The organism is Pedobacter sp. AC402 (assembly GCF_979252805.1).
On sequence record NZ_CEEDAI010000010.1, the window covers coordinates 165,635 to 183,944 of the forward strand.

12 protein-coding genes are annotated in these 18,310 nt (G+C 39.0%); 11 read left to right on the plus strand and 1 reads right to left on the minus strand.

Going from position 1 to position 18,310, the window contains the following annotated elements; all coding sequences use genetic code 11:
• Positions 1 to 50 precede the first annotated feature (50 nt).
• The 7 genes from AC0IWE_RS18285 (at position 51) to AC0IWE_RS18315 (ending at position 10,288) form a co-directional block, all read left to right on the plus strand.
• Positions 51 to 1,529 (plus strand): acetylxylan esterase, encoded by a 1,479-nt coding sequence (locus tag AC0IWE_RS18285; RefSeq protein WP_082458692.1) that lies wholly within the window; start codon positions 51 to 53, stop codon positions 1,527 to 1,529.
• A gap of 6 nt (positions 1,530 to 1,535) precedes the next feature.
• The gene (locus AC0IWE_RS18290) at positions 1,536 to 2,432 is read left to right on the plus strand and encodes a sugar phosphate isomerase/epimerase family protein (protein ID WP_471794187.1); all 897 of its coding nucleotides are present in this window, start codon (positions 1,536 to 1,538) and stop codon (positions 2,430 to 2,432) included.
• A 244-nt stretch (positions 2,433 to 2,676) separates the two neighbouring features.
• The gene (locus tag AC0IWE_RS18295; RefSeq protein ID WP_471794188.1) at positions 2,677 to 4,737 is read left to right on the plus strand and encodes a right-handed parallel beta-helix repeat-containing protein; all 2,061 of its coding nucleotides are present in this window, start codon (positions 2,677 to 2,679) and stop codon (positions 4,735 to 4,737) included.
• Between the two features lie 112 nt (positions 4,738 to 4,849).
• Positions 4,850 to 5,140: an L-rhamnose mutarotase gene (locus tag AC0IWE_RS18300; protein ID WP_471794189.1), complete on the plus strand. Its 291-nt coding sequence runs from the start codon at positions 4,850 to 4,852 to the stop codon at positions 5,138 to 5,140.
• 68 nt (positions 5,141 to 5,208) lie between these two features.
• Complete coding sequence (locus tag AC0IWE_RS18305; protein ID WP_471794190.1) at positions 5,209 to 6,294, plus strand: Gfo/Idh/MocA family protein; 1,086 nt, start codon at positions 5,209 to 5,211, stop codon at positions 6,292 to 6,294.
• A gap of 159 nt (positions 6,295 to 6,453) precedes the next feature.
• Positions 6,454 to 7,911: a sodium:solute symporter family transporter gene (locus tag AC0IWE_RS18310; protein ID WP_471794191.1), complete on the plus strand. Its 1,458-nt coding sequence runs from the start codon at positions 6,454 to 6,456 to the stop codon at positions 7,909 to 7,911.
• A gap of 211 nt (positions 7,912 to 8,122) precedes the next feature.
• Positions 8,123 to 10,288, plus strand: coding sequence for an alpha-L-rhamnosidase-related protein (locus AC0IWE_RS18315; protein ID WP_471794192.1), 2,166 nt, complete (start codon positions 8,123 to 8,125; stop codon positions 10,286 to 10,288).
• A gap of 479 nt (positions 10,289 to 10,767) precedes the next feature.
• Here AC0IWE_RS18315 and AC0IWE_RS18320 read toward each other — a convergent pair whose 3' ends face one another.
• Positions 10,768 to 11,541 carry an IclR family transcriptional regulator gene (locus AC0IWE_RS18320; protein WP_471794193.1) on the minus strand — a complete coding sequence of 258 codons (774 nt, stop codon included), beginning with the start codon at positions 11,539 to 11,541 and terminating at the stop codon, positions 10,768 to 10,770.
• Positions 11,542 to 11,815: 274 nt separating this feature from the next.
• Between AC0IWE_RS18320 and AC0IWE_RS18325 the strand changes: the two genes are divergently transcribed.
• From AC0IWE_RS18325 to AC0IWE_RS18340, 4 genes are read left to right on the plus strand one after another with little or no spacing between them, the layout of a single operon-like run.
• Entirely contained in the window at positions 11,816 to 14,575 is a 2,760-nt protein-coding gene (locus AC0IWE_RS18325) for a family 78 glycoside hydrolase catalytic domain (RefSeq protein WP_471794194.1), read from the plus strand.
• Positions 14,572 to 15,684 carry a glycoside hydrolase family protein gene (locus tag AC0IWE_RS18330; RefSeq protein WP_471794195.1) on the plus strand — a complete coding sequence of 371 codons (1,113 nt, stop codon included), beginning with the start codon at positions 14,572 to 14,574 and terminating at the stop codon, positions 15,682 to 15,684. The genes AC0IWE_RS18325 and AC0IWE_RS18330 overlap by 4 nt, the downstream gene beginning before the upstream one ends.
• The gene (locus AC0IWE_RS18335; protein ID WP_471794196.1) at positions 15,684 to 16,121 is read left to right on the plus strand and encodes a hypothetical protein; all 438 of its coding nucleotides are present in this window, start codon (positions 15,684 to 15,686) and stop codon (positions 16,119 to 16,121) included. The genes AC0IWE_RS18330 and AC0IWE_RS18335 overlap by 1 nt, the downstream gene beginning before the upstream one ends.
• Positions 16,114 to 18,267 (plus strand): glycoside hydrolase family 2 TIM barrel-domain containing protein, encoded by a 2,154-nt coding sequence (locus AC0IWE_RS18340; protein WP_471794197.1) that lies wholly within the window; start codon positions 16,114 to 16,116, stop codon positions 18,265 to 18,267. The genes AC0IWE_RS18335 and AC0IWE_RS18340 overlap by 8 nt, the downstream gene beginning before the upstream one ends.
• The last annotated feature ends 43 nt before the right edge of the window (positions 18,268 to 18,310 follow it).

An 18,310-nucleotide genomic window follows, 5' to 3' on the forward strand; every position in this document is an offset into this window, starting at 1 on the left:
CAATTAAAGAATTCATTTCTAGGTCGTTGCGATCGTCATTACGAGGAAGCATGATGCGGCAATCTATCCTATCAAGAAAGATTGCTTCGGCTGATGAAAAATCAGCACTCGCAATGACGACCAGGGTGCTGAGATTTTTTGCTGTATTATTTATTTCCTATATATTCCCTGTAAACAACCTCTCTGCTCAAATTCAAAACACTGATAATCTCTATAAAAAACCACTTATTGATGTTTTGAAAGAGATTCAAACGCGTTTCAAAGTACAAATTAAATACTCAGAACCTCAGGTAAAAGATAAATGGGTAAACTATGCTGATTGGCGTTTCCGGGCTGATGTAGACGAAACACTTACCAATGTGCTTATGCCTTTGGATATGAAGGTAAACAAAGAAAAGCCTGGTGTTTATAAATTAAAAGAATATGAATATTACCGATGGGAAGTGCAGGATGGATGGGCATATTTAGATCAATTGGCTACAAAATATCATGATCAGGCAAGTTGGGAAAAACGTAAAGCAGAAATTAAACCTGAACTATACAAAGCTTTACTGCTATCACCGCTACCTGCAAAACCAAATTCAAAACCGATTGTAACGGCAAAAAGAATTTTTGATGGCTATTCGGTAGAAAACATTGCATTGGAAATCTTACCAGGTGTATGGATTAACGGTTCCCTTTACAAACCATTAAATTTTAAAGGAAAAATTCCTGTGGTGCTTAGCCCTGACGGACACTGGGAAAAACAACGTTATAGGCCCGATTGCCAGATCCGCTGTGCAATGATTGCCAAAATGGGAGCAATGGCTTTTAGTTATGATCTTTTTGCCTGGGGCGAATCGATGTTGCAGTTTAAATACGAAGACCATAGAAAAAGCCTGGCCCAAACCGTTCAAGCTTTAGGCGGTATCAGAATTTTGGATTATTTCGGCTCGCTAAAAGAAACAGATACCAACCGGATCGGAATTAGCGGTGGATCGGGCGCCGGAAGTCATTCTATTTTAATGACAGCCATGGATGACCGGATTAAATTGAGTGCACCCGTGGTTGCCATGTCATCATACTTTTATGGCGGTTGCCCATGCGAAAGCGGAATGCCAATCCATCAATGTGGTGGTGGTACCGATAACGTAGAATTAGCCGCAATGGCTGCTCCACGTCCGCAATTACTGGTGTCAGACGGTAGCGATTGGACAGCACATACACCAGAACACGATTTTCCTTACCTGCAGAAAATGTACGGTTATTATGGGGCTAAAGATAAAGTGGAGAATGTTCATCTTCCTGATGAAAAGCACGATTTTGGTGTCAATAAACGCGTTGCGTTATACGATTTCCTAATTAAAAATTTCAAATTAAATGCTTCTGGGGTTAAAGATAAAACCGGTAAATATGATGAAAGTAAGGTAACGATTGAAAAGGAGAATGCTTTATATGTATTTGGCGATAAAGGTGAAAAATTGCCTAAAAATGCGATGATGGGCTTTCAAAATTTAGAAAAATTATTTCCACTAAGCACGAGTAAATAACTGGATATGCAACATCAAAACAGAAGATCTTTTATTGGTAGCATGGCCTTGTTAACGGGAGCTTTTATGTTTCCCAGTCATTTGCTTTTCGCCGCAGATAAAAAAAACCGTTTTAAAGTTGCCGTTATTGATTTAATGATTTTAAAACGTCAGAAAATCAGTGCTTTGACACTTGCAAAAGAAATTGGTGCCGATGGGCTTGAAATTGACATGGGTGGTTTGGGTGATCGCGAAACTTTCGACAATAAACTGGCCGATCCAAAAATCAGACAGGAGTACTTGGATAAAGCAAAAGAGCTGAATCTCGAAATCTGTTCGTTAGCGATGACTGGTTTTTATGCGCAATCATTTGCCAAACGCCCAACTTATCAGAAAATGATTCAGGATTGTTTAGATACTGCTAAAGCAATGCATGTTAAAGCAGTCTTTCTGCCATTGGGTATTCAAGGCGATTTAATTAAAAATCCAGAACTGCGCGAACCAATTGTAGAAAGGTTAAAAGTTGCTGGAAAAATGGCTGCTAAAGCTGGCATTACAATTGGAATTGAAAGTGCTTTAGATGCCAAAGGAGAATTACAATTATTAAAAGATATCAATTGCAAGCATGTTAAAAGTTATTTCAATTTCTCTAATGCCATTAAGAATGGAAGAGATTTAAACGATGAACTCAGGATTTTAGGCAGGAAAAACATCGTTCAGATCCATGCTACAAATGAAGATGGGGTTTGGTTACAGAACGATCCAAAAATTGATTTGAACAAAGTTAAAGAAACTTTAAATGATATGGGCTGGAGCGGTTGGCTGGTTGTAGAAAGAAGCCGGGATGCCAACCAGCCAACAAATGTAAAATATAATTTCAGCGCAAATACAAGCTACCTGAAATCTGTTTTTCAACCGAAATAGTATAAATATAATGAAGTGCTTTTTGAGAAGAATTTTTAGTTTTTATAACCGGTCGGTACGTGGAGACAAGTACTGGGGCGGTATATCCATGCCTTGGTTCATATCTTCTTTACCTGCTACTTGGTCCGTGTCCTCACAGACCAACCAACTATCTATGCTAAATTTTAAATCTCTAACGTCTTGGTTTGGGTTTCCACGAACCAAACAACTACCACTTTTTAGCCTCTTAATTCTTTTTTCTTTATTGTGTTTTAATGCTAATGCAACAGATATTTATGTATCAATAAATGGATCTGACACCAATTTAGGCACTAAAGAAAACCCTTTGGCAACACTTCATTCAGCCCTGCGTAAAGCACGCGAATTTAGACGTTTAAACGATACATCAATTAAAGGTGGTATTAGAATTATAATTGGCAAAGGTTTTTATCAATTGGATGAACCGATAGTACTTAGACCGGAAGATTCAGGTACAAACGATAGTCCGACACAGATAATTGCCAATGAGAAGGTTGTTTTAAGTGGTGGTGTAAAAATTAAAGGATGGAAAAAACTATATGGTAACATCCCAGGCTTACCAAAAGAAGCAACGGGCAAAGTTTGGGTTACAAATATTCCAAATTTTGACGGGAGCGACCTGCAATTCAGGCAGCTCTGGGTAAACGATAAAAAGGCCATACGTGCAAAAAATTATAATGGTGAAGAAATGGGAAGGATTTTGTCATGGGATAGCAAGAAACAAACCTGTAAAATTCCAATGCAAAAAGGTATTAATTTAACCAATATCAAAGGAATGGAAATGCTGATCCATCAATGGTGGGCTATTGCAAATCTCCGTGTTAAATCGGTTAAAGTGATTGGCAATACAGCTGAGCTTTCTTTTTGGCAACCTGAGAGCAGAATACAATCCGAACATCCCTGGCCAGCACCATGGATTTCAGACAAAACAGGGAATTCAGCTTTTTACCTCAGCAATGCCATCCAATTTTTAAATAAACCTGGCGAATGGTATGAAGATTTGCAAAATCATAAACTTTATTATTGGCCAAAAGCTTCAGAAAATATGCAGAATGCCGAGGTAATTTCCCCAGCACTGGAGAACCTTATTAAAATTGAAGGAACGATAGATCAACCGGTTTCTTTTGTGAGCTTTAAAGGCATTTCTTTCGAACATGCTACCTGGTTGAGGCCATCAAAACTGGGCCATGTGCCACATCAGGCGGGTATGTATATGCTCGATGCTTACAAATTAAATAAAGCCGGCACACCGGATAAACCAACTTTAGAAAATCAGGCATGGGTTGGCCGCCCGGCAGCTGCTATAGAGGTTAGTTATGCTAATAATACCTCATTTCAATCCTGCCGTTTCGTCCATCTAGCTTCTACAGGTTTGGATTATAAAAAAGGAACTATAGACAATGAAATCAAAGGAAATTTATTCAAAGATATTGGTGGTTCGGCCATTTTGATGGGAACTTTCTCTGATGAAGCTGTTGAAGTGCATTTGCCATACAATCCGACTGATAAAAGAGAAATTTCGGGCAATAACACCATCGAAAATAACCTGATTACAGATGTTACCAATGAAGATTGGGGCGCAGTGGGTATTGGGGCAGGTTATGTTAGCGGCATTAAAATTCTTCATAACGAAATCAGTGATGTTTCTTACTCGGGCATCAGCATGGGTTGGGGTTGGACGAAAACCAAAAACGCGATGGCGAACAACACAATTAGTAGTAATAAAATAAACCATTACGGAAAACATATGTATGATGTTGCCGGGATTTACACCTTGTCTGCCCAGCCAGGATCAACTATAATAGAAAATGTAGTCGACAGCATTTACAAGGCTCCGTACGCGCATTTGCCAGATCATTGGTTTTATCTGTATACCGATGAAGGATCATCTGATTTTACCATCAAAAACAATTGGACACCAACAGAAAAGTATCTCCAAAATGCCAACGGACCAGGTAATGTTTGGGAAAGCAACGGACCAAAAGTTTCAGATCAGGTTAAGCAAAATGCCGGCTTAGAAAGCGCATTTCAATATTTATTAAAGGAAAAAGCCCACTACGCCAAAAGAGGGATTAACCAGGCTGTAGATCAATCAGTAGTATTTGAATTGGTTTTTAAGTCGGATAATCTTCCAGGCAATAACACTTTAACAACTTTTGCAAAAGAAAATAACCTTTTGGCAAATTCAATTTATAAGTGGAATAACCGATTGGTGATTTACACCTCTAGCTTAAAAAGTAGAGAGCTTAAAACAATCCCTAAAACGCCTGAATGCATCCGAAATTAAGTTATACGATAACCTGTTTTATGATTTCAACAGAGAAAAAAACTGCGGAGATAAGCCAGTTGAAGAATGGGATAACATCATTTTATCGGCCAACCTGGTTAAGGATGAAAAGATGCAAAAAGAATATTTAGATTATCATAAAACACAATTTCAAAAATGGCCCGAAATATCAAAGGGGTTTTGTAATGCAGAATTTCAACGATTGGCCATTTTTAAAAATGATCGGCAGCTTATGCTGATTATTAGCATCCCAAAAGGGAAAAAATTAGATGATTTAAATCCAAAAACTACCGAGAACAATCCAAAGGTGGATGAATGGAATGCCATTATGAAAAAATACCAGGAAGGAATTGAAGGCACAAAACCCGATGAGGTTTGGGTATTTTTTAAACCGATACGTTAGAAGCATTATTGTTCCCTTTTGGAGGGGGCAGGAAGAGGAAATATTAAACGCTTAGAAAAAATAATATCATGTTAAGATTAGGGATTTTAGGTTTAGGAGAGGGCAGAAGCACAATTTCAGCATCACTATCAAGTAGAAAATTTAAGCTCATCCAGATTTGCGATGCCAATAAAAAGCTTTGCGAAGAACGTGCTTTGGAGTTCGATTTTGAAAACTGGACAACCAATTACGAGGATATGTTAAACAGCGATAAAATCGACATGATTGCGATTTATACGCCAGATCACCTGCATTTTGAGCACATTAAATTGGCACTGGAGCACGGAAAACATGTGGTGTGTACCAAGCCATTTATTGATGATTTAGCTCAAGCCAATGAGCTTTTGGAGTTGGCAAAGAAATCGAGAAAAAAGATTTTTGTAGGGCAAAGTTCACGCTTTTTCGAGCCTGCAATGCGCCAAAAGAAAGATTTTGATGAAGGGTTAATCGGCGAACTAATCACAATAGAAAGTCATTACCATGCAGATCACCGTTGGTTTTTGGAGAAAGGCTGGTCTTTAAAACAATCATTTAAATGGCTGTATGGAGGCTTAAGTCACCCGGTAGATTTTATCAGGTGGTACATGCCTGATATTGAAGAAGTAATGGGCTATGGCATGTTGAGTAGCAATGGCTTAAAAGCCGGACTGAAAAATCAGGATACGATGCACTTTATTTTCAAGGCAAAAGATGGCCGGATTGCAAGGGTTAGCGGTGCTTATACAGGCCCAACACAACCAGCAAGTCGCGATAGTGGCATGAGCTGCATCCTCCGCGGAACTGAAGGGGCAAGCCAGGCCGATTACCATGAACTGCGTTATTCGGTTACTACAAAAACCGGCGAAGAAAAGATAATAACCTGGGGCGATTCGACCTTAAAACATTATTTCCGTTTTGAAGGACAAAGCCACCATGCGGGAGAATACCAGAATTACCTGGATTATTTTGCAGATAGCATAAACAACAACTTTACCGCTTATCCCGATTTAAAGGAAGGAATTGGTACTGTGGCTTTGCTACAAGCAATGGATCAATCGTTAGAAACTGGTTTACCTGTAAAAGTTGATGAAATTTTGAAAGCAAATCACATCACAAGGGAATCGATAGGCTTGTAAGAGAAAAATCGTCATTGCGAGGAGGAACGACAAAGCAATCTATTTGGTAAAATAGATGCTGAAATGAATTAAGCATGACGTAACTATAAAAATGGTCGTCTGGGCTCCGTGAATTCCGTGTTTCCGTGGCAATAAATAAAACTAACCAAAATAAACCTAATGGGAAACATTGTAGAACGTTTAACCAGTTTAAATTACTTCATCGTAATCGCTTACCTTATAGTGCTGATAATCATTGGGTATCGCGCCAGTTTCTCTAAAAAGAAAAATGATGATGAAACCTTATTTCTGGCCAATAAATCTTTAAACTGGAGCAGCATTGGTTTCAATATGTGGGGCACAAACGTTGGCCCTTCAATGCTATTGGCCTTTGCAAGCATTGGTTATAGCACCGGTATTGTGGCCGTCAACTTCGATTGGTATGCCTTTATATTTTTATTCTTACTTGCAATTGTTTTTGCGCCAAAATACCTTGCCGCTAAGGTTAGCACCATGCCCGAATTTATGGGTAACCGTTACGGCGATTCTACGCAAAATATCCTCGCCTGGTATGCGTTGGTTAAAATTTTAATCTCTTGGTTATCATTGGGTTTGTTTGCAGGCGGCTTTTTAGTCCGCCAGATTTTGGGCATTCCCATGTGGCAATCTGTTACGGTATTGGTGGCTTTTGCTGGTTTGTTCACCTTTTTCGGTGGATTAAAGGCCATTGCCAAAGTGAACGTTTTTCAAATGATTTTATTGATTGCCGTTTCGCTTTCGCTGATGCTTTTAGGCTTAAACAAAGTTGGTGGGGTTTCTGCATTGTATGCAAAAACACCTCATCACTTCTGGAATTTAATTCAGCCCTCCAGCGATCCAAAATACCCATGGTATGCCATATTGTTAGGTTACCCTGTTGCAGCTGTAGCCTTTTTCTGTACTGATCAATCAATGGTTCAATCCGTTCTAGGCGCTAAAAATTTAAAGCAGGGGCAATTGGGTGTGAGTTTTATCGGCTGGTTAAAAATCCTTTCCCTACCCTTGTTTATTGGTACTGGAATCCTTTGTTATGTGCTTTTTCCAGGTTTAAAAGATCCGAATGAAGCATATATGACCATGGTAACCAATTTATTCCCTCCAGGTATGAATGGCCTGGTTATCGTAGTACTCATTGCCGTGTTGGTGGGCACCATCGGGTCTTCCTTAAATTCATTAAGTACCGTTTTTACCATGGATATTTATGTAAAGAAAATTAACCCCAAAGCCAGCAATAAACAGATTATCCGTATTGGCCGTTTGGCAGTTGTTGCAGGATGTATTTTTGCTGTTATTGTTGTTTTGGCTATCGATAACATTAAAGGGCTAAATCTATTCGACGTTTTTCAATCAGTTTTAGGCTTTATTGCACCACCGCTTTCTGTAGTATTTTTACTTACCGTTTTCTGGAAAAGAACGACGAGAAAAGCGGTAAATTTTTACCCTGTCAATCGGCTCTGTTTTAAGTTTAGGTGTGGGGGTAACTTACCTATGGATTTTGCCTTCAGATCAATATACATTTTGGCCCCATTACCTGATGTTATCATTTTTCATTTTTGCCGGATTACTGATTATCGCGATTTTAATTTCTTTATTGGATAGATCACCAAGTATATACAAGGTTAATAAGGAACATGAGGCCAACATCGAAAAACCTGATCGAACAGTTTGGATCTCGTGGATTGCATTAGCAATAGTGATGGTTGCACTTTACCTTTTTTTTAATGGGCATTAAAAATAATGAACTACAGAAGAAAAGGATGCACACAGATATAAAAATCTGTGTTAATCTGTGTTTAAAAAATTCAATAATATGAAAAACTTAAAAAAACTTATCCTAATTGCCATTTTCACAAGCTCGGCAGCACAACTTTTTGCTCAAAAAGCCTCATGGATCTGGTACCCTGGCGATTTCGATATCTACATGAGCAATGTAATGCAAAACCGCAGAACCGAAAGAGGATCATTTTTCCCAGTATTCTGGAAAATGGACAGCCACTATGTGCTGGTCGATTTTCATAAAGAATTTACCCTTACTCAGCCAGAAGAAGTTAAGTTGTTTGTAGAAGGAACTTACAATGTGAAAATAGATGGACAGGCCATTTCCGGTTTCCCTAAAAGTATCCAGATCCCCGCTGGAAAGCACAAATTGAGCTTAAAAGTTTATAATCAGGCTAATGTGCCAGCAATTTTTGTTCAAGGCAAAACCGTAGTTTCTGATGAAACCTGGTTAAGTACTTTCGAGGATAAAGAATGGATAGATGCCAGTGGAAAAACCTCTGATAAATCAGGAACTACTTTTGTTTCGGCAGGATCATGGAACTTATCTGATCCGACTAAATTGCCTTCACAATTTAAATTGCCCGTAGTTGCGCAATCGGCAGTTAAAACCGAAAAAGTAGATAAGGGTGCAGTTGCTGATTTCGGAAAGGAAACTTTTGGGTTTATAAAAGTACACGGTTTGAAAGGAAAAGGACGATTGAGTATTTATTATGGAGAATCGAAAGAGGAGGCTTTATCAACAGATAAATGTGAAACTTTGGATGATCTGGATATCGACTTGGCTCAGAAAAAGGATTCCATTATGCCGCTTTCAAAAGCTTTTAGGTATGTCAATTATCAAGCTCAAGGTTCGGCATCAGCTGATTCTGTTTCCATGCTGTACGAATATGCTCCTGTAACAGAAAAAGGAAGTTTCAAATCTTCCGATAGCGAACTCAATAAAATCTATGATGTTGCTAAATACACTTTTCACTTAAATACCCGTGAGTTTTTTATTGATGGCATAAAACGCGACCGTTGGGTATGGAGTGGTGATGCCTATCAAAGTTATTTAATGAACTATTACTCGTTTTTTGATGCGCCAACAGTTAAACGCACATTGCTTGCTCAGCGTGGTAAAGATCCGGTAACGGCACACATTAATACCATTATGGACTATTCTTTTTATTGGTTTTTAGGGATTTACGATTACTATAAATTTACAGGCGACCAGAAATTTGTACAGGATATTTATCCGCGAATGCAATCGTTAATGACCTACATTGATGGCAGAAAGAATAAAAATGGCTTGTTGGAATGGATGCCTGGGGATTGGATTTTTATCGATTGGGCAGATAAACTGAGTAAAGATGGAGAAGTGAGTTTTGAGCAACTCTTGTATGCGCGCAGTTTAGAAACCATGGCTTTATGCGCCAAATTGGCCAATGATACCGAAGGCATGGCAAAATACGATAAGCAGGCAAAAGAACTGAAAAGCAAGATTTTCGAACTCTACTGGAACCAAAATAAGAGTGCATTAGTGCATAGTCGCGTTAACGATAAGCAAACCGATAATGTAACCCGTTATGCCAATATGTTTGGGATCTTTTTTGATTATTTTACTCCAGAACAAAAACTGGCTGTTAAAAAGAATGTATTGCTAAACGATCAGATCGCCAAAATTACTACTCCTTACATGCGTTTTTATGAATTGGAAGCATTATGTGCCATGGGAGAACAACCTTATGTACTTAAGGAAATGAAAAATTATTGGGGCGGAATGTTAAAACTGGGTGCCACTTCTTTTTGGGAAGAATACAACCCCGATAAAAAGGGAACAGAACATTTAGCCATGTATGGCAGGCCATTCGGGAAAAGCCTCTGTCATGCCTGGGGTGCGAGTCCGATTTACTTATTGGGAAAATACTATTTAGGAGTTCAGCCAACCAGCCCTGGTTACGAAAACTACACCATTGAACCCAATTTAGGCGGATTGGAATGGATAGAAGGTAAGGTGCCAACAGCCAATGGTGATATTGCTGTTTTTTGCAGTAAAAAAGAAATTAAGGTATCTTCAGCAACAGGATTAGGAAAATTGCGTATTAAAAGTAAGTCGAAACCAGTTGTAAAAGATGCAGAAGTGAAAGAAATTTCGAAAGGAATTTATGAGGTAACGATTGAAAAGGGAAGAGAGTATAAGGTGAAGTATTCGGGCTAAAAACCTTAAACCTCGCAGTTTTGGTAAACCTGCGAGGTTTAAAAGAAAATCTTAATACGGTAGTTTCGCGTTGGGGGTTGTACCAATTCCTCATCGGTACCAGAGCGAAGTGGAGGTTTTATTTTGCCGGTCCTATTATTTAGAAAAGCGGGGTTCGGTGCTTTTAGGTTATGAAAGCCCTGCTCTCCCTCCGAAGTCCTCACTCATTCTTCGTTCCGGGCTTTCCGTTCTATCAGGTTTATTTAACCAAACTCAGTTGTTCTTGTCTATACATCTCCCTATCTGTAGCTTACTGCAACAAATACTGCGTTAGGGATTGTAAGGGTTCAGTACCGATCCTTCATCGGTACCGAAGCGAAGCGGAGCCCTGAAAAGCCCGACCCCTTGCGTAGCTTGGGAACGCCCAAATCAGTTGGCAATTGCAGTTAGCAGTTATATTAACGATTAGAAAGTCAAAGCCCCCATCAGGGGTTTGGGGGTTAAACTCCAATCCGTTGCTCAATCTTTTTAACGCATTTGTAGGCCTCAGCAAGAATCACATCATTGGCAATCGTTTGATCTACATTTAGCGCATTTAACATCGAAATGGTTAAACAGGCAATAATGCCGTTGTTGCTTGCTACGCCGATTGGAACAGAGATGTCGGTAACACCCGAAACCGAATCACTATTTTTAAAATAAGAACCTGTTTGCTGAATATCCGTTAACGAATTCAAGAAATCTTCTTGTTGTGCCTTCGCATATTTTTTAAAAATAGAATTGTTTTTTAAGGTTGTATTACGTTCATAATCAGGCATATATGCCAATAAAACCTTGCCTGATGCAGTTAATGGTAGTGGGAATAAGTTACCTTCTTCAATAGAAAGTGCAATGGGGCCGGGGCTTTTTGCATGGATAATCACCATTACCTGGTTCATGTATAAAATACTCAGGTGGCACGATTGGCGAATGGTATTGGCCAGTTCTTCTAACGGAAATTGTGCAGCTTTACGCAGTTCATCAATTGGCGAGTGCCTGTGCGAAAGGTAAAAAAGCTTAAGCGATAGCCTGTACTTACCCGAAACCTCATCGCGTAAAATGTAACCCCGACTTTCTAAACTCATCAACATCCTATAAATTTCGTTAGGTGTTTTCTCAATACCAACAGCAATTTCAGTTTGAGATAATGGGATAGATTGTGCTGATAAATACTCTAATATATCAAGTCCTTTATCCAAAGCAGGGGCTTGGTACTTCGATTCTTTTTCGTTCATACGGGTTTAAATTTGGCTGTAGCGTATTTTTTACAATATCAAACATACAAAATGCTTTCTTATTTATACAACAGAAGATTTTGCATAATTTAAATACGAATATATGTTTTCATATTTAAAAAAAACATTTATATTTGAATTAGAGATAGCAATTTAAAGTTACGAAATTTAAAGTGCTTAATTCAAAAAGAATTGGGCATTTATTTCTAAAATAGTTGTATCGCTGATAACCATTTATAAACCTAAGCAAGCACCTAAAATGGTGTAAAAATTGATGAGTAAACTCGTAATCTTTTCTTGGCTTTACCTGTTAAGCATTCCGCTTTTTGCGCAAGATATTAAGGTTGCCCGATTGGATTGTGAGTATCGTAATAATCCGATTGGAATTGATGTACAATCGCCGGGGTTAAGTTGGAAACTGCAATCATCAAAACACAATGTGATGCAAACGGCTTACCAAATTTTAGTTTCGGGCAGTAAAAGCAATTTAGATAAGAATATTGGCGAAATCTGGGATACAAAAAAAGTCAATTCAAGTCAATCTATTCAAATACCTTATAAAGGTGTTAAGCTTTCATCAACTCAAACCTACTATTGGAAAGTCCGTGTTTGGGATAATTTCGGTCATCAGTCTGACTGGAGCAGTCTGGCGTTTTGGCAAATGGGATTGCTAACCGTAGCGGATTGGAAAGGCGCAAAATGGATTGCCTATGAAAAACTGGCTGATTCTAACAAAAACAGCTTGCCAACAGACGGCAAAAAAGACAAATATAATGGCAATAACGTATTACCTATGTTCCGCAAGGGTTTTACGGTTACAAAGACCATTAAAAAAGCCACCGCTTTTATTTCTGGGTTAGGCCATTTCGAAATGACTTTAAACGGTGCTAAAGTTGGCGATGATTTTTTAGCACCCGGCTGGACAAAGTATGATAAAGAGGCATTGTACCTCACTTATGATTTAACTAAACAGCTTAAAAAGGGTGAAAATGCAATCGGCGTGATGTTGGGCAATGGTTTTTATTATATTCCTCCAGTTAAAGAAAGGTATAGAAAATTAAAGGTTGCAAATGGTTACCCAAAAATGATCTGCCGGATATTGATTGAATATACAGATGGTACCAATGCAAACATTATAAGTAACCAAAGTTGGAAAACCGCACCATCGCCCATAACTTTTTCGAGCATTTACGGTGGGGAAGATTACAATGCCAATCTTGAGCAAAACGGCTGGAATTTAGCTGGTTTTAACGATCGAAAATGGAAATCATCGTTACTGGTTGATGGTGTGGAATTAAATGCGCAGAAAGAAGAACCAATAAAAATCTTCGAAAATTTTGTCCCTCAAAATATCAATCCAGTTACCAATGGCGAATGGGTTTATGATATGGGGCAAAATTCATCAGCCATTATCGAATTAAAAGTCCGCGGTAAAAAAGGCGATACCATTCGCATTACACCAGCCGAATTATTAAAAGCTGATGGTTCGGTAACGCAAAAAAATATTGGAGGGCCATCTTATTTTACCTACATATTAAAAGGGGAAGGTTTGGAAACCTGGCGACCAAAATTCTTTTATACAGGATTTCGTTATCTACAGGTTAAGGGTGGGATACTAATTGGTAATACAAACACAACTGGCAAAGCTGTAATAGAAGTTTTAAAAGCATTACACATTAGAAATGCAGCTGAGCAAGTGGGTAAATTTTCCTCCTCAAACGAATTATTTAATAAAACTTTTAGCCTGATCGATTGGGCGATAAAAAGCAATATGGTGAGCGTATTTACCGATTGCCCTCACCGCGAAAAACTAGGTTGGTTAGAAGAATTGCATTTAATGGGCAGTTCTGTACGCTACAATTACAACGCCGCACCGCTGTTTAAAAAAGCCTTGCAGGATATGAAAAACTCCCAACTGGCTAACGGATTAATCCCTGAAATTTCACCTGAATACGTAAAGTTCGAATATGGGGGCGATATGTTCCGCGATTCTCCTGAATGGGGCAGTAGCGGGATTTTGATGCCATGGTATTTATATCAGTGGTATGGTGATCAACAGGCGATGCATGATTATTACCCGATGATGCAGCGCTACATTAAATACCTTGATACTAAGGCCAATAATCACATCTTATCACAAGGTTTAGGAGATTGGTATGATTTAGGTCCGAATCCACCTGGTGTTTCCCAATTAACCCCAATGGGCGTTACCGGAACGGCCATTTATTACTATGATTTAAATATCATGGAAAATATAGCCACGCTTTTAGGTAAAAAAGCTGATGCACTTGCTTACGCAAAACTCGCTGTAGAAGTGAGAAAATCTTTCAATAACAAGTTTTTTGATGCAAAAACCAAGCAATACGCAACAGGTTCGCAAGCAGCGAATGCGATGGCAGTTTATATGGGTTTGGTTGAAGAAAAAGATAAAAGTGCAGTGATTGAAAGTCTGGTTAAAGACATAAGAGATCGTAAAAATAGCTTAACAGCAGGGGATATTGGTTACCGCTATGTGTTACGCGTTTTAGAAGATGCGGGGAAATCGGATGTGATTTTCGACATGAACAGCCGTTCTGATGTACCTGGCTATGGCATGCAGTTGGCTAAAGGCGCAACAGCCTTAACCGAATCGTGGGCAGCCTTACCAACCGTATCCAACAATCATTTTATGCTGGGCCATTTAATGGAATGGCTGTACAGTGGCGTAGGTGGCATCCGCCAGGAAGAAAATTCAATTGCCTTTAACCACATTAAAATCGAACCGGAAGTAGTTGGCGATTTAACATCAGCTAAGGTAAGCTATAATGGCCCTTATGGAGAAATATCGAGCAAATGGACCAAAACAGCTAAAAATTTTACTTTAGAAGTTAACATTCCTGTAAACTCAAAAGCTACCATTTATTTGCCTGTTTTACCGAAATATGCTATCTCAGAAGAATTTAAATCATCATTTAAGGAAGCAGGAACAGAAAATGGCAAGAACAAGATAGCTATCGGTTCTGGTTACTATAAATTTAATTTAACGTACAAATGAAAAAGATAATCCTCGTATTCTTTCTTTTTGTTAGTGCATTGAATTTGAATGCGCAAACCTTATATCCTGTTTCAGCAGAAACGATGGAAAAAATTTATCAGGAAGTTAAAACCCCTTATAAATATGGTTTGGTGATGGTACCAGCAGATAAAGACCATAAAATGGATTGCCCGACTATTTTTAAAAAGGGTAAATATTGGTACATGACTTACCTGATTTTTAGCGGTCGCGGTTACGAAACCTGGTTAGCAAAAAGTAGAGACTTACTGCATTGGGAGAATCAAGGCAAACTCATGTCGTTTGGCGATGCAGGCCATTGGGATGATAATCAAAAGGCAGGTTATAATGCCTTATTGGATACCAAATGGGGTGGCAGTTATGGTGTAAACAAGTTCGATGGCAAGTACTGGATGTCTTATTTCGGTGGTAAGGAAAAAGGATATGAAGTGGAGCCTTTATCCATCGGCATGGCCTATACCAAACAAGATCCATCCAAAGTTCAGGAATGGAGCCGGTTAGATAAACCTGTTTTAGCTTCGGGCGATGCAGATGTACGCTGGTGGGAAAACCGTAACAAACTTTTTAAAAGCACCGTAATTGAGGATAAACAAAAGTTAACCGGACATCAATTTGTGATGTACTACAATGCTGTTGGCGATTCGCTGGTGAATAACAAAAAAACACGCTGGTATGAGCGAATTGGAATGGCCGTTTCTGACGATATGATTCATTGGCAGCGTTTTAATAAAAATCCTGTGGTTCATCATCCAGTTGGTATTACAGGAGATGCTGTTATCCAGAAGATTAACAATACCTGGGTCATGTTTTACTTTGGTGCCTTTTGGCAAGATAGAAAGGGTTCATTTAACCGCTTTGCTGCCTCCAATGACCTGGTAAACTGGACCGATTGGACAGGTGAAAACCTGATTGAGTCATCAGAAAAGTATGATGAGTTGTATGCCCATAAATCTTTCGTTTTAAAGTATAAAGGCATTGTCTATCATTTTTACTGCGCTGTTAACAAACAAGATCAGCGTGGCATTGCCGTGGCAACTTCCAAAGATTTAGGTAAAAGTAATTTGAATTTTGTAAGTGAAACGAAGAACTGATGAAGAGGCTACCTAATTTTAAAGTTGTAATTTTTCTGACATTCGGTTTGTGGGCATCACGTCATTGCGAGGCACTGCCTGTCCCGACTTTTCGGGAATGCAATCCTAATGCGAAAGAACGGCCAACCTATAGTAGTAAGATTGCTTCGTGCCTCGCAATGACGACCAATCGAGATAAGATTGGGCCGGAACCCCGCACTAGAACCAGCTTTAACAAAGATTGGAAATTCTTCTTAGGGGATGAGCCAAATGCAAAATCATCTTCATTTAACGATTTGAATTGGAGAAAACTCACTTTACCGCACGATTGGAGCATTGAAGGGAAATTCGACGAGAAGAATCCCGCAAAACCAGAAGGTGGTGGTTTACCCACGGGCATAGGCTGGTATAGAAAGGAATTTATTGCCCCTGCCAATTTTAAAAAACAGGTTGATTAGCATCGAATTCGATGGCGTATATAAAAACAGTGAAGTTTGGATCAATGGACAATATCTGGGCAAAAGGCCTTACGGCTACAGCTCATTTTCTTACGAGATCAGCAAATTTTTAAAATCCGGAAAAAATAGTATCGCGGTTAAGGTGGATAATTCAGCACAGCCCGATTCTCGCTGGTATTCAGGCTCAGGAATTTATAGAAATGTGTGGTTAACCTCGGCTGCAGCAGTTTCAGTTAAAAGAAATGGTGTTTTTGTTAAAACTGATGTTATTAATGGCGATAAAGGTCAAAGCATTGAAAACCGGATTTTATCTCCTGGTGAAAGCCTGGCATCAATAGCTGTTGATATCGAACTTGAAAATAAATTCAACACAACGGGAAATTATAAAATCCTGACTACCATTTTCGATGATAGAGGAAAGAAACTTCAACAAAAGCAATGGCCAATGGCTATTAATCAAACCAATTCAAAATTAGTCATAAATGGGTTAAGCATTGCAAACCCGAAATTATGGTCGGTTGAACGGCCGGTGATGTATAAGTTAGTTACAGAAGTGATGCGAACTGATGGAAAAATTATCGACCATTATACCACACTTTTTGGGGTTCGGGAATTCAATTTCGATGCAACTAAAGGCTTTTCTTTAAACGGAAAATCAACGAAAATTTTAGGTGTTTGCCTGCACCACGATTTAGGTGCCCTGGGAGCTGCTGTAAATGTGCGTGCAATGGAGCGGCAGCTGGAAATTATGAAAGCAATGGGGGTTAACGCCATCAGAACTGCCCATAATCCACCTGCTCCTGAGTTTTTAGATTTATGCGACAAAATGGGTTTCCTCGTTATGGATGAAGCTTTTGACATGTGGGTAAAAAAGAAAACAAAAAATGACTATCACCTCGATTTTCCGGAGTGGCACAAAAGAGATCTAGAAGAAATGATTAAACGCGATCGCAACCACCCATCCATTATTCTATGGAGTATCGGTAATGAAATCCGTGAGCAATTCGATAGTACAGGTGTAACCATTACAAAAGAATTAGTGGGTATTGTTAAAAATCTCGACAAATCCCGCCCCGTAATTTCAGCATTGACCGAAACAAAAGCCGAAAAGAATTTTATCTACCAGGCCAATGCGCTTGATATTTATGGATTAAACTATAACCATAAGCTGTATAAAGATTTCCCTAATAATTATCCTGGTGTTAAATTTTTGGCTACAGAAACTACTTCTGCGCTACAAACCAGGGGTTTTTATGATACAGCCGATACCATTCGCCGCTGGCCAAAGGATGGTAAAACTAAATTTACTGAAGGAAATAAGGAATGGTCGGCATCTGCTTACGATAATGTTTCGGCATATTGGGGTTCTACACACGAAGAAACCTGGGCAGCAGCTAAAAAATACGATCATGTATCTGGTTTGTTTGTTTGGACTGGCTTCGATTACCTTGGCGAACCGCTGCCATATCCGTGGCCGGCCAGAAGTTCTTATTTCGGCATCGTCGATTTAGCGGGTTTCCCAAAAGATTCCTATTATATGTACCAAAGCGAGTGGACCAATGAGCCCGTATTACATATTTTGCCTCATTGGAACTGGAAGCAAGGAAAATCAGTTGAGGTATGGGCTTATTACAATAATGCTGATGAAGTAGAACTTTACCTGAACGGGAAATCTTTAGGTAAAAGATCAAAGCATAATGATGATTTACATGTGCTTTGGAATGTGGCTTTTGAGCCTGGAACATTAAAAGCGGTATCACGCAAAAACGGGAAAGATATTTTAGTACGAGAGGTTAAAACCGCAGGAGAACCGGCAAAAATCGAATTAATAGCTGATCGGAAAAGTATTAAAGCTGATGGTAAAGATCTTTCGTTTGTAACCGTACGCATTTTAGATGCTGCCGGAAATGTAGTGCCGAATGCTGATAACCTGGTAAATTTTAAAGTAGATGGGGTTGGCTTCATTGCTGGCGTTGATAATGGGTTTCAGGCAAGTTTAGAACCTTTTAAAGCCAATTACCGCAAAGCTTTTCATGGTTTATGCTTAGCCATTGTACAGTCAACAGAAAAAACCGGAACGATTAACTTGACAGCATCATCAGCTGGCTTAGTTTCCTCGTCATTCACAATTAACACTGGAAAATAATGAGCACGTACAAATTTTTAACCACAAAGACACGAAGAACACT

Coding starts and splice junctions, on each gene's coding strand:
- AC0IWE_RS18285 (WP_082458692.1), top strand. CDS start 51: ATGATGCGGCAATCTATCCTATCAAGAAAGATTGCTTCGGCTGATGAA.
- AC0IWE_RS18290 (WP_471794187.1), top strand. CDS start 1,536: ATGCAACATCAAAACAGAAGATCTTTTATTGGTAGCATGGCCTTGTTA.
- AC0IWE_RS18300 (WP_471794189.1), top strand. CDS start 4,850: ATGCAAAAAGAATATTTAGATTATCATAAAACACAATTTCAAAAATGG.
- AC0IWE_RS18305 (WP_471794190.1), top strand. CDS start 5,209: ATGTTAAGATTAGGGATTTTAGGTTTAGGAGAGGGCAGAAGCACAATT.
- AC0IWE_RS18310 (WP_471794191.1), top strand. CDS start 6,454: ATGGGAAACATTGTAGAACGTTTAACCAGTTTAAATTACTTCATCGTA.
- AC0IWE_RS18315 (WP_471794192.1), top strand. CDS start 8,123: ATGAAAAACTTAAAAAAACTTATCCTAATTGCCATTTTCACAAGCTCG.
- AC0IWE_RS18320 (WP_471794193.1), bottom strand. CDS start 11,541: ATGAACGAAAAAGAATCGAAGTACCAAGCCCCTGCTTTGGATAAAGGA.
- AC0IWE_RS18325 (WP_471794194.1), top strand. CDS start 11,816: ATGAGTAAACTCGTAATCTTTTCTTGGCTTTACCTGTTAAGCATTCCG.
- AC0IWE_RS18330 (WP_471794195.1), top strand. CDS start 14,572: ATGAAAAAGATAATCCTCGTATTCTTTCTTTTTGTTAGTGCATTGAAT.
- AC0IWE_RS18335 (WP_471794196.1), top strand. CDS start 15,684: ATGAAGAGGCTACCTAATTTTAAAGTTGTAATTTTTCTGACATTCGGT.